This is a genomic window from Acinetobacter sp. YH12156, from assembly GCF_013418235.1.
GTDB lineage: Bacteria > Pseudomonadota > Gammaproteobacteria > Pseudomonadales > Moraxellaceae > Acinetobacter > Acinetobacter pseudolwoffii.
In genome coordinates this window covers 1-12,997 of the sequence record NZ_VPCL01000013.1, presented here as the reverse complement: position 1 = coordinate 12,997, position 12,997 = coordinate 1, and the positions used below count along the sequence as shown (strand labels likewise).

The 12,997-nt window shown below is 41.9% G+C and carries 6 protein-coding genes, 8 pseudogenes and 1 other annotated feature; of the genes and pseudogenes, 5 read left to right on the top strand and 9 right to left on the bottom strand.

Translation table 11 applies throughout. The annotated features are described in order from the left end of the window. Positions 1–51: 51 nt before the first annotated feature. Positions 52–486 (bottom strand): annotated as a pseudogene (locus FTU87_RS11610) (transposase); the annotation flags it as partial. A gap of 39 nt (positions 487–525) precedes the next feature. Here FTU87_RS11610 and FTU87_RS11605 point away from each other — a divergent pair. Next, positions 526–1,466: pseudogene (locus FTU87_RS11605) on the top strand (IS5 family transposase). A 27-nt stretch (positions 1,467–1,493) separates the two neighbouring features. Here FTU87_RS11605 and FTU87_RS11600 read toward each other — a convergent pair. From FTU87_RS11600 to FTU87_RS11580, 5 genes and pseudogenes are all read right to left on the bottom strand, one after another. Continuing rightward, positions 1,494–1,772: pseudogene (locus tag FTU87_RS11600) on the bottom strand (IS66 family transposase); the annotation flags it as partial. A gap of 74 nt (positions 1,773–1,846) precedes the next feature. After that, complete coding sequence (gene tnpB, locus FTU87_RS11595; protein WP_157799610.1) at positions 1,847–2,182, bottom strand: IS66 family insertion sequence element accessory protein TnpB; 336 nt, start codon at positions 2,180–2,182, stop codon at positions 1,847–1,849. Continuing rightward, complete coding sequence (locus FTU87_RS15180) at positions 2,179–2,580, bottom strand: transposase (protein ID WP_074382684.1); 402 nt, start codon at positions 2,578–2,580, stop codon at positions 2,179–2,181. Before FTU87_RS15180 ends, tnpB begins: the two co-directional genes overlap by 4 nt. A gap of 75 nt (positions 2,581–2,655) precedes the next feature. Beyond that, positions 2,656–4,014: an NAD(P)-binding domain-containing protein gene (locus FTU87_RS11585; RefSeq protein WP_074382685.1), complete on the bottom strand. Its 1,359-nt coding sequence runs from the start codon at positions 4,012–4,014 to the stop codon at positions 2,656–2,658. 447 nt (positions 4,015–4,461) lie between these two features. Then, positions 4,462–4,721 (bottom strand): annotated as a pseudogene (locus FTU87_RS11580) (IS1 family transposase); the annotation flags it as partial. Between the two features lie 657 nt (positions 4,722–5,378). On the opposite strand from FTU87_RS11580, the gene FTU87_RS11575 reads away from it, so the two are divergent. After that, positions 5,379–5,795 carry a hypothetical protein gene (locus FTU87_RS11575; RefSeq protein WP_159139022.1) on the top strand — a complete coding sequence of 139 codons (417 nt, stop codon included), beginning with the start codon at positions 5,379–5,381 and terminating at the stop codon, positions 5,793–5,795. A 198-nt stretch (positions 5,796–5,993) separates the two neighbouring features. On the opposite strand, the pseudogene FTU87_RS11570 reads toward FTU87_RS11575, so the two are convergent. The 3 genes and pseudogenes from FTU87_RS11570 to FTU87_RS11560 form a co-directional block, all read right to left on the bottom strand. Beyond that, positions 5,994–6,934 (bottom strand): annotated as a pseudogene (locus tag FTU87_RS11570) (IS5 family transposase). A gap of 105 nt (positions 6,935–7,039) precedes the next feature. Next, a complete protein-coding gene (locus FTU87_RS11565) occupies positions 7,040–10,333 on the bottom strand; it encodes an EAL domain-containing protein (RefSeq protein ID WP_159138995.1) in 3,294 nt (1,097 codons plus the stop codon). Positions 10,334–10,425: 92 nt separating this feature from the next. Next, entirely contained in the window at positions 10,426–10,779 is a 354-nt protein-coding gene (locus FTU87_RS11560) for a methyl-accepting chemotaxis protein (RefSeq protein ID WP_218944869.1), read from the bottom strand. Between FTU87_RS11560 and FTU87_RS11555 the strand changes: the two are divergent. The 3 pseudogenes from FTU87_RS11555 to FTU87_RS11545 all read left to right on the top strand — a co-directional run. Continuing rightward, positions 10,763–11,110: pseudogene (locus FTU87_RS11555) on the top strand (transposase); the annotation flags it as partial. The gene FTU87_RS11560 and the pseudogene FTU87_RS11555 overlap by 17 nt on opposite strands. A gap of 575 nt (positions 11,111–11,685) precedes the next feature. Then, a pseudogene (locus FTU87_RS11550) lies at positions 11,686–12,528 on the top strand (reverse transcriptase domain-containing protein); the annotation flags it as partial. A 51-nt stretch (positions 12,529–12,579) separates the two neighbouring features. Then, a pseudogene (locus FTU87_RS11545) lies at positions 12,580–12,997 on the top strand (IS3 family transposase); the annotation flags it as partial. Next, positions 12,869–12,985 (top strand) — a sequence feature (AL1L pseudoknot). It overlaps the preceding pseudogene by 117 nt.

Sequence of the window (12,997 nt, the reverse complement as noted above, 5' to 3'; positions counted from 1 at the left end):
CCACTTGTTTGAACAACTAAAAGCTTATTTATAAGTGATATTCTGCTCTAGTTAAGCTACCTTATTTTGTTGTGGTAGCTGGTCATAGTAAAACTCATCTGGAGTCATTTTGTCCAGACTCGAATGAGGTCGTTTCAAATTATAAAATTCAAAATATGCACTCAATTGCTTTTTCGCATCGGTGACACTGCTATAAGCTTTGAGATACACCTCTTCATATTTAACGCTTCTCCATAACCGTTCAACCATCACATTATCAATCCATCGACCTTTACCATCCATACTGATTTGAATGCCATTTGATTTCAATACATCAATAAATGCATCACTGGTGAACTGACTGCCCTGGTCTGTATTAAATATTTCAGGTGATCCATATTTTTCAATCGCTTCATTTAAAGCCGAAATACAAAAATCCACCTCCATACTAATCGATACCCTATGCGCAAGTACCTTGCGGCTATGCCAATCGGCTTTGTTGCACAAACCTATCTGTAAAGGCTTTTTCAGCGATATAATTTCCAAATGAATAAGCCTACACAGAAAATCTACCGCACAACCAATTGGCCCGCATATAACCGAGCACTCATGAGTCGCGGAAATATTGCCATTTGGTTTGATCCTGCTACGCAATGGTATGCGCCATCAAAAGGCAAACAAGGGCGAAATCAAACCTACTCCGACGCAGCCATCCAATGCTGCTTAATGATTAAATCCTTATTCCGTTTGTCTTTACGTATGGTCACTGGCTTTGTGCAAAGTCTGATTAAACTTTGCGGCTGAGCAGCCCCGAATATCAGTGATATTCGTACAGTACGCTTTGTAGAAGACAAAAGCATATTGATATTGCAATCAGCTACCAAAAAAGTAGCGATGGGCTGCATCTACTCGTAGACTCTACAGGCATGAAGTTTCTAGGTGAGGGCAAATGGAAACGCAAGAAACATGGAGCTGAATATCGTCGCCAATGGCGTAAACTACATATTGGTATAGATGCCAAAACCCTACAAATACGCGCTATTCAGCTCACAACCAATAATGTCAGTGATTCACAGGTGCTTGGTGATTTACTTAATCAGATTCCACAAGATGAGCAGATTGACTCTGTTTATACCGATGGAGCTTATGACACCAAGCAATGCCGTCAGGTCATTGCAGATCGGCAAGCACATGTGGTGATTCCACCTAGAAAAAATGCGAAACCATGGAAAGATACAAAGAGTAGCTCGCTAGAGCGAAATGAATTACTTCGAACAGTTAAACGTTTAGGCAGGACATTATGGAAAAAATGGTCAGGCTATCATCGCCGCAGTTTGGTGGAAACCAAGATGCATTGCATCAAATTATTAGGCGATAAATTAATGGCAAGAAGCTTTCTTAGTCAGGTGAATGAAATTCATGCACGTGTAGCAGTCCTCAACAGATTTACGGAATTAGGTCGACCACTTACCCAAGTTACGCCTTAAATTTGGCTCAATTAGGGGCGCTTTGCATTTCAAATCTTTGTGCAACAAAGCCCTGCCGAATTTATGCTTTTTAAACAGAGCCAGTTCATGCTCGTATTTTTGAGTGAGAATAGAGAGATGTTGGTTGCATGCTTCCAGATGTTGAACTTTGCCATCTAATTGTTGATTGGTGACTTCCAGATGTTGAACTTTGGCATCTAATTGCTGATTTGATTGTGCCAAAGACTGATGCTGCATCGCCAATTGCCGGGTAAATTCCAGCAGTTGCTCATGGGTCAGTTGGTTTAAATCAGGCAGCGTTTTCATGACCGCAGTATGCCTGAGGTCATGAAGAGAATGAAATAGAACGTTTGGAGAATAGCAGAATGTACGAGCCTGGTTTAGAGCATCGTCACCACCTGCTGTCGTCCAATTCTCTGCCAGGGTAAACCCTGGATCAGTGCCTGCAACTGCTCTGGGCTGAGGGCTACGGTTTCACCCTGGTGAATCTGAGCCCAGTGAAATTTACCCTGTTCCAGCCGCCGGGCACACAGCCAGATGCCCAATCCATCATGCACCAGCACTTTCATGCGATGGCCACGCTTATTACAGAACAGGTAGGCGCAATGCAGTTTGATCGAGCCAAAGGCTCTCAGCACCTGAGCCATGGCAGTATCCATACCCGCACGCATGTCCATCGGCTGGGTAGAGAGCCAGATTTCATCGATATGGATCATGTTGCAAGTGCCTTGAGTAATTCTGCTAAAGCAGATATTTCTGATACTTGCCATTTCAAGCCAATTTCTGCTTTTGAGTGGGGTAAAGTAATTTGAACCGTTAACATGTCAGTAGGAGTAGGATCTAATGGTGCAGAGCAAGATAAGGCAATAAATGCAGGTTTATTCGGTAGTGGTGAGCGATCATTCCCTGGCTTACCATCAATTAAGCGAATCCATTTGGATACAAGATTTGTATTCAATCCATGTTGCAAAGCGACCGAAGCAATTGAAACGTTCGGTGCTTTAAGGCAAAGGATTTCTTTCTTTGCTTCGAGAGGTTCATGTTCATCAGGGTTGTTACGTCGTAAAGGCTGTACGGCCTTATTTGTCTCGGAGAGTGGTGGCAGTCCAAACAACAAACCCCATGACCATAACTTATGGGGCTTGTTGGCTATTTTGCTGCGTATTGTGTGGCTTTTTGTGATTAAGCCTTACATCGCTTCACGTTGTGCTTCATCTTCCAAATAGTTTTCTAAAGAATCATCTAGCGCATATAACCATGGCGTGTGATGTGGCTTAGCCATTTTTCCAGTCATTACTGAGCGATAGACTTTATCTCTAAAGCCCATAATGTTTTCTTTTTTATGCTTTTTCCATTGCATGAAAATATCATGCACTGCATCAATATTGAATGATGGATAGTCCGTCTGCGCAATCAGGCGTTTGATGTAGTCACCTTGGAAGCGGGCAGATTGTTCATCGTTCAATAGGCGCTGCTCTTTTTGATGTAAGGTCTGCGTATGGCTCTGCATTTCTGCCGTGCTTGGTAAAGCAATTTTGCCCAAAATCACATCACGGACAAACCATGCTTGCGCATCGAACATATTGAAGGTGTACCATTGATCTTGCATGCCCAAGTAGAACAAGCGAGGATTCTTTTCCCACACCACACCCTGATATAAACCCTGCGGATAAAGGCAGTTATGTGTTCTGAGGCGTAGGTTATCTTCAATAAATGGGAAGTGGTGCAAATAGCCTGTGCATAAAATAATGGCATCAATTTTGGCAGATGTTCCATCACTAAAATAAGCAGTATTTTCATCTACACGCAGTAATTGTGGCTTTTCAGACCAGTTTTTAGGCCATTTAAAGCCCATGGCTTTACTACGATAGCAACTGTAAATTTGCTTAGCACCGTATTTATAACATTGCGAACCAATGTCTTCGGCAGAGTAGCTGCTGCCAACCAATAACACAGACTTGCCTTTAAATTCCAGCGCATCACGGAAGTCGTGTGCGTGTAAAATGCGACCATGGAATTGATCAAAGCCTTCATAAACAGGAACGCGTGGGGTAGAGAAGTGTCCAGATGCAACGACAACATAATCAAATTGTTCTGAATAATGCTGTTGTTGTGCATAATCTTCGACATCTACCGTGAATTTTTGCGTTGTTTCATCATAGGCAATATGCTGAACGGCACTATTGAAACGAACTAAATCTTTGACCTGTGCTTTTTCTGCACGGCCTTTGATGTAATCCCACAGTACTGCACGTGGTGGATATGAAGCGATTGGTTTTTTGAAATGTTCATCAAAAGTATAATCGGCAAATTCTAGCGCTTCTTTGGGGCCATTTGACCATAAATAGCGGTACATACTGCCGTGGACAGGTTCCCCATGTTCATCTATACCAGTGCGCCAAGTATAGTTCCATAGCCCGCCCCAATCATTTTGTTTTTCGAAACATACAATTTCAGGAACTTGTAGACCTTTGGCCTTTGCTGACTGAAACGCTCTTAATTGGGCCATGCCACTTGGGCCAGCACCAATAATTGCAATTCGATCCATTGCTATCTCCATTAGTTTTGAGTTCTTAATTACCTCTCCAATTTTGAGTGTCACAATTTAGGATTTGAAATATAAGCATTATAAAGATAAGCAAATACAATCCTAAATTGAGCGATTAAAAATCTGTTCAAAATAGGATGTGAATTAAAAAAAAGAAAAAATAATAAAATGTGCTAAAGACAGTAAAAATTACCTAAGCAATTCATCTTTATAAAAAATACATTTTTTAAGAAAGCTGATCTTATCATAATTTCTGATTAATTGTGGCTTTGCTTAGTTATAAAAGTGAATTTAAAGTCATTCCATTAATATTTAAAATTTTATCATTTGGTATATGTTCTTGATTCTTATTAGGTTTTTCCTATAGATTCTAAAGAGAATTTTTTTAGATTTTTTCTTAAAATTTGTTTGAATTGAAGTGGTGGTGTTTCAAAAAGTATGCTGGGATTAAATGCAGCCATTATTGATGTGGAAGAAGGTTAAATCGAAAGCCTTAAAGTGGTTTTCTAACTTTTTCGAAAAATTACAGCTTCTCCTAAATCCACGCCTGAGCCGATGCCTGATTCTGCAATTATTACCTTCAATACCTACAGTAAAGAACTTACCAATCGATTGCTTATAATTTTAAAAGCAGTGACAAAACTGTCCCATAAATTACTCGAAATTCGCCTCCGACAAACCCGGTACGGTTCACCTAACTTTTTCAACTAACTACAAATGTGTCGCACTTGGGATTTGAATCTGCGTCGATAAAAATCATCTGCTACCACAGAGAATCTATAAATAATAGTGCGTAAGTCCTATAACTTTACTGAATGGCCTAATGTAATTTTAGAGCACACGCCAAAGTAAGGTCATGCCAGTCAAAATCCTGAACTTTAAATCAATGGTTTAGAAGCCGTGAAACATCATCTTAGCAACGATTAAAACAATTCTTAGATTTATATACGTGACACTAAAAAGCCAGTACATATTGAACTGGCTTTTTTCTCAATTTGTCTAACGTGCGTTATGTAAATTTTAGCAAATCTAAACTGGCAGCCTAACTTAAATAACTGATGTTACGCAATAAGTGTATTTTTGAGCATCTTCGCCACTACATTTTGCGGTCGATTTTTTTAAAATTTACAACATATAGAATGGATGCGTAACATCAGTTAAATAAACTGTCTCCGATATATTGGTCCCAAAATCCTTAAAGATCTGACTGCATATTTTCCCACTGTGGAACAGCATGCCCATCAGAGTGAAACAAAAAAATGAGATTTTATCTCCAAACCCTTTATTATTTTTAAGATCGTATATGATTTTAGAAATTTGAAAGAAACTCAAACTTTAAAATATTCGAATCATGGGGATACAATATGAAAATCAAGTTAATCACGCTGACATTAGCACTATCCGCAGCATCACTGGCAAACGCACATAATCATGAACAGTTAATCAGTAATGATTACCAACTGTTTAGTCCAGAAATCACCTCTAAAATCACTGAGCACAAACCTGTTTCATTAGATTTTATTGCTAGTGCAATTAGCACCCCAACTCAGGCGGTATTAAAAGAAAATTTAGGTGAGACTAAAAACGTCGTAGTGATTAGCGATGCGGAAACCTGGTATTACGGTGTTCAAATCACCGATCAGGAAAATCAAAAATGTTCTGTCTCTTTTATTTTCGACCGTGAAAATGGCAAGTTAAGTACATCGGCAGATCTGGTCAGCTTCCACCAATTAGAATGTGAATTAGCCGTTGCCCAAAAATTAGAAAAGAAAAATAACTAACTCCAAACCAGACATTAAAAAGCCCGCAAATGCAGGCTTTTTAATTCGTCCAAATTTTCCATATATCACCCTGCCAGAATCCGGTTTAATGACAATTAAATAGAATATTTGAACTCTTATTGGCACTGTTGCAAATAACCACGAATGGCTTTGTTGCACAAAGATTTGAAATGCAAAGCGCCCCTAATTGAGCCAAATTTAAGGCGTAACTTGGGTAAGTGGTCGACCTAATTCCGTAAATCTGTTGAGGACTGCTACACGTGCATGAATTTCATTCACCTGACTAAGAAAGCTTCTTGCCATTAATTTATTGCCTAATAATTTGATGCAATGCATCTTGGTTTCCACCAAACTGCGGCGATGATAGCCTGACCATTTTTTCCATAATGTCCTGCCTAAACGTTTAACTGTTCGAAGTAATTCATTTCGCTCTAGCGAGCTACTCTTTGTATCTTTCCATGGTTTCGCATTTTTTCTAGGTGGAATCACCACATGTGCTTGCCGATCTGCAATGACCTGACGGCATTGCTTGGTGTCATAAGCTCCATCGGTATAAACAGAGTCAATCTGCTCATCTTGTGGAATCTGATTAAGTAAATCACCAAGCACCTGTGAATCACTGACATTATTGGTCGTGAGCTGAATAGCGCGTATTTGTAGGGTTTTGGCATCTATACCAATATGTAGTTTACGCCATTGGCGACGATATTCAGCTCCATGTTTCTTGCGTTTCCATGCGCCCTCACCTAGAAACTTCATGCCTGTAGAGTCTACGAGTAGATGCAGCCCATCGCTACTTTTTTGGTAGCTGATTGCAATATCAATATGCTTTTGTCTTCTACAAAGCGTACTGTACGAATATCACTGATATTCGGGGCTGCTCAGCCGCAAAGTTTAATCAGACTTTGCACAAAGCCAGTGACCATACGTAAAGATAGACGGAATAAGGATTTAATCATTAAGCAGCATTGGATAGCTGCGTCGGAGTAGGTTTGATTTCGCCCTTGTTTGCCTTTTGATGGAGCATACCATTGCGTAGCAGGATCAAACCAAATGGCAATATTTCCGCGACTCATGAGTGCTCGGTTATATGCGGGCCAATTGGTTGTGCGGTAGATTTTGTGTGTAGGCTTCTTCATTTGAAAATTATATCGCTGAAAAAGCCTTTACAGATAGGTTTGTGCAACAAAGCCCCCATAAACTACTAAATTAAAACCCGCTTAATGTACCTTACTAATTATCTTTTAAAAATGCAGCTCTTCTATCCGACACGGTTTTCCGTATAAATAGCCTTGATAGGTGTGACACCCCATACTCTGCAATAACGCGCGCTGGGCTTCTGTTTCAACACCCTCAGCTATGACTTGCAGTTCCATTGAGTTGGCTAATGTTATAACTGCCTGAGCGATGGCCCTATCATTACTGCTATTGATAATATCTCGAACAAACCCTTGGTCAATTTTCAACTGATTTATAGGCAATTGTTTTAAGTAGGATAAGGATGAATAGCCTGTACCAAAATCATCGATTGAAAAAGTCACGCCGTGCTGCTGCAACTCTTTCATCTTAGCTTTAACATCAGGAATGTTATTTGCGAGCAACGTTTCCGTAATTTCCAGCTTTAGCAACTGTGGATTTGCACCTGAGGTTTTCAATGGATTTAAAACAGTCTGAACAAAATTATCTTTGCTAAATTGAACTACGCTTATGTTAACCGCAATGCTTAGGTGTTGTTTTTCGGATTCTAAAGACCATTTTGCCAGAGTGGCGCAAGCTTCCTCTAGCACCCACTCGCCAATCGGTACAATAAGACCTGTTTCCTCCGCTAATGGGATAAATTGCAGTGGCGACACCATGCCTTTTTCTGGGTGTATCCAGCGTAACAATACCTCAACACCAATACACTGCTTCAGGTGATTGACCTGTTTTTGATAGAAAAGTACAAATTGCTGGCTTTGTATTGCAGAGTATAAGTCGCTAATAATTGCTGCTCTTGAGCTTACTGCAACTTGCATTTGCGGGTCAAAAAACTGCACACCATTTCGGCCAGCATATTTAGCCTTGTACATAGCCATATCAGCTTGCTTTAACAAATCTTCTTTTGACAGATTTTCACTGTTAAAAAGTGTTACACCAATGCTTGCCGAACTATTGTAAGTTAGACCGTCAAGATTATATTCCCTTGTTAAATTACTCACGATTTTTTGTGCAAGTCTCTCAGCCTGGTTCGCTGCTAATGTTGGTTCATGACTTAAATCTGATGCCATAATAACAAACTCATCGCCGCCTAAACGCGCTACGGTATCACCTTGTCTCACTGAGTTGACAAGACGCTCAGCGACCTGACACAACAGCAAATCACCTTTATTATGACCAGCACTATCATTAAGGTTTTTAAAGTTATCTAAATCAAGAAAAAATAATGCTGAGAAGTTCCTTGTACGAACGCTATGATTTATAGCTCCCGTCAATCTGTCCAACAACAGACGTCGATTAGGTAGCAATGTTAATGGGTCATAAAATGCTAACTGGTGAATTTCATTTTCACGTTGTTTACGCTCAGTGATATCCCTGACAACACCGATAAAGTTAACTTCACCAGCCATTTGAACTTCAACTACACCAAGCTCGATTGGAAACATAGAACCATCTTTGCGCAAGGCCTCAAGCTCACGAATACGCCCAGTAATGTCACTGACACCACGTTCTATATAATTTGATAAGTAGCTATCGTGATGCTCTCGATGAGGTGACCCCATCAACATGCTAATATTTTTGCCAAGCGTTTCATCTTCCGTATAGCCGAAGATTTCCTGTGCGGCTTGGTTAAATGTCAGAATTTTACCACGACCATCAATAGTAATAATGCCATCAAGCAACCCTTCAACAACAGCTTCCATCTGCCTTGACTTATCACTAAGCGCTTTTTCTGCAATTATTTGGTCATTGATATCAAAGTGTGTACCCAATAACCATAGAGCTTTGCCATCATATGTCCTTGAAGAAATACGCCCTCTGGTGTTTATCCATTTCCATTCACCATTTTTGTGTTTCATACGAAGATTGGCTTCATATATGGGTATTAGGCCTGACATGTGCTTTTCAAGAATAGTTGCACAATAAGCCAGGTCATCAGGATGCGTTAGCCTTTCCCACGTGTATCTGTTTCCCGGTAATAACTCAGAAAGTGTGTAACCCAGTAATGCGGCCCATTCATCATTGATAATCAACTCGCCTGTTTGAATATTAAAATGCCATGTGCCTATATTGTTAGCGTCTATTACGGCCTTAAGTAAATTCTGACTGTTCCTTATGAGCTCTTCATCCTGTTTCTCTTTTGTAATATCTGTTTCAATTGCAATATAGCCGCTCAAACTACCACTTTCACTAAACAGCGGGTTACAAGCTATTCTCACCCAGTAGGAATTTTGCGCTTTTGAATAATTTACAACATCAACATTAAAGCCGTTCTGTTGAGCAAGCGCATCTCTCATTATTGCAACAGTGGCAGGATCAGTGTCGGGCCTTTGTAATAACTCCCCAGGCTTTTTACCCTGCATTTCTTCAATGCTATATCCTGTAAGAAAGGAGAAGGCTTCATTAATCCATATAATTCGACCTTTGACATCAGTTATTACCACACCATTGGTTGTCTGCCTTGCAACTTCAGAAAGGCGTCTTATTTCTGACTGCGCTTCAACTTGTGCAGAGGTATTACGAATGACCACTAATACTTCATTATCATCAATCTTTTTGTATCGGGCTTCGAACGATTGATTTGACTTTTCAAACGTGTAGTTATGATGAATCACATCGTTGTTACAAAAGGCTTGCTTGAGGCACTCTACGAGTTGATGACCTAGCTCATTGGGTAGTATCTCATGAACGGTACGCCCCAAAATCGCTTGTTGAGGTTTAAGTAAGTCAGGATGCTCTTTGCAAACCAAAAAACGAAAGTTTCGGTCAATAACAAATACCATATCAGGCAGTGTTGCCAGTATTGAGGTTGTTTTTGCCATGCCTTTTAAAAACTGCTCTTGAAGTCGAGCTTGATCTTCTTTGGCAATTTCATACTCAACCATGTCTGCAAATTCGCGCAGTTCTTGCTGCTCTTTTGCTGAAAAGTCTCTGGCCACGGAGTCAATGAGACATAGAGTGCCGATGGGTTGCCCACTTGTCTCTCGCAGCGGTGCACCCGCATAAAAACGAATATGCGGCGCGTGGGTTACTAAAGGATTTGACGAAAAGCGCTCATCTTTTGTTGCATCTGAAACAATTAAAATATCCTCATGCAATATCGCATGGCCACAAAATGAGATATCACGGCCTGTTTCACAAGCGTCAAGACCCACTTTAGATTTAAACCATTGCCGGTCACTATCCACCAAAGAGATAAGGCATATTGGCACTTTAAATACAGACGCTGCTAATCTTGTAATGCGGTCAAAGCGCTTCTCTGCTGGCGTATCCAGCAAATTAGTTCGCTGTAATGCAAGTAAACCAGCAGCTTCATCAACAGGGAATTCAGGTGCGTTCAAAACGTTACTCCAATAATTTGCTGCTTAATCGATTATTATCAATTGTACTGCAAGAATACACTGTTAAATGTTTTAGGCTTTCACTTGAAAGATTACCGCTTAAACCGTACTACCAGTTTATGAAGCTCATCAGCAATCTTGTTCAAATAAATAATCGTCTCTGAAAGCTGCATCGAGCTGTCATTACTTAAATCGGCAAGCGTTGAAATATTTACTATTTGCAGGTTAATGTCTTCAGTAACATGGGCTTGCTCTTCCACTGCTGCAGCCATTTGGGTCGACATAGAAGCGATTTGACCTATGGATTCTGAAATACCGCTTAACATTTTGCCGCTTTCAATAACATTAGAGAGTCCCTCTTCGGCATCAATAGCGCCTGCATCAGCGATTTTTACTGCATCACCTGCTCGATGAGTTAACTCGGTGACGATTGAGGTGGGCTGCATGGCACATGCACGTCGTAAATTTCATGAACTGCATGTGACCGGGAAAAGTCAGATCGCTGAACAGGCATTAGTGCTGATTCAGAAACTGTATGCCATAGAAGCAGAACTCAGGAAAAAGACCGATGGTACAGCAGAACATCGCCGCGAATATCGGCAAAAGCATAGTCAACCGGTGATGCAACAACTGTATGAATGGCTCAGCCAACATTATCTGACGGTGCCATCGAGTTCTCCAACTGCCAAGGCGATCAATTACAGCCTAAAACGTTGGCAGGCACTCTGCCGCTATCTGGATGATGGCAATTTGCCTATAGATAATAACTGGATTGAAGTGCGACACGAAGTCGCTTAATGAAGTTGTTCCCCCTGCGGGAACCACCCGTGTCACCGGGTGAATCTAGAAGGCTGAATAAAGAGCGCCTTCGACAATGTAACGAGGCACCGCAAGGTGCGGGGTATCAATCGTGAGAGGCGTACCCTTCTGGCAGCCATAGCCGGACAAGGGCTAGATAATCGGTATGGTGAACACATGTGAATCTGCGTAACGATCGTTAAGTTGAACGAGCGGAAATGGCTGATACGCTCGAACCAAAACGGTAATGGAGGTGGAAATTGCGTCTTTCGATTACGCATTCGTGACCCATACGCCTCCCGGTCGATAGCAGGCACCTAAGCCGATGTACTTCAGTAAGCGGAACGTGGAAATCCCGTATTACTCCCATTGGGAAAGCAGTTTGCAAAAACTGCCCATGGTGATGCGGGCGAAGGAACGAGGAAAAAGCGAATGCCAGTCTGTAATGGGTTGGATAGAGGTTGAAACATTACCCCACGCGAAAGCGGGCTGACGTCCTTATGGTCTCTCATCACAAGAGAGTGTGTAGAACCCTTTTAATGGAGGGAGAGCAAATGAATGCAGCAGTATCAGCGTGTGCACCTTCCAGCACATCGTGGGACAGCATCGATTGGATTGCTGTACAGCGTCATGTCAGAGGGCTGCAAGCGCGTATTGTGAAGGCGGTACAAGACGGCAGGCATAACAAGGCGAAAGCTTTGCAATGGCTGCTGACTCACTCGTTTAGTGGCAAAGCATTGGCCGTCAAACGAGTGTCTGAAAACAAAGGCAAAAACACGGCTGGGGTCGACAAGGTGACTTGGAATACACCCAAGGCCAAGACCGGTGCGATGATGTCGTTGAAGAGGCGAGGTTACACGCCCCTTCCGCTTCGGAGAGTCCTTATTCCGAAGAAAAATGGCAAGATGAGACCTCTCGGGATACCCACGATGAAATGCCGGGCCATGCAGGCGCTCCATCTGCTGGCTTTGGAACCCATCGCGGAGACCATCGCTGATCGGAACTCTTATGGGTTCAGACCGCAACGCTCAACCGCGGATGCTGCAGCACAGTGCTTTGGTGTGCTGTCAAGAAAAGTAAGTGCGGAGTGGGTGCTAGAGGGTGACATTCAAGGCTGTTTCGACAATATCAGCCATGACTGGATGATCGCCAACCTCCCAATGGACAAGGTGATTCTACGGAAATGGCTCAAAGCCGGTTACGTCTACCAAAGCAAGCTGTTTCCCAGTCTTTCCGGAACACCGCAAGGAGGTATTATCTCCCCGGTGCTGGCCAACATGACCTTGGACGGACTGGAAACGATGCTGGCGAAGAGGTTCTCTAACGCCAAATGGACAGGCAAAAAGCTGCAACTGGTACGGTATGCGGATGATTTCATCATCACGGGGTATTCTAAAGTGAACCGTACCGGGTTTGTCGGAGACCAAGCTTTCTGAGAGAATGTCCCGATGAAAAAAGTAAAATATACCCCTGAAATCAGAGAAAGAGCGGTTCAATTATTGATTGAATCCGAGAAAGATTATCCATCGAATTGGGCTGCGATCACCGCTATTGCTCCCTGAGCAGTATACTGCGCAAGGGTTGTACTCCTGAAACACTACGTGTTTGGTATCAAAAATATTTAGATAAACAAAATCCAGTTAAAGTACAGCAGCTTTCAGACCAAGAACGTATCAAACAACTCGAACGCGAAAATAAAGAACTGCAACGCGCCAATGAAATTCTACGTAAAGCAGCCGCTTTTTTCGCCCAGGCGGAGCTCGACCGCCCACACAAATAATGGTGGATTTTATCCATAATAATAAAGAGCTGTACGGAGTCGAGGCGATTTGTAGAATTTTACCGATCGCACCTTCAACCTATTAC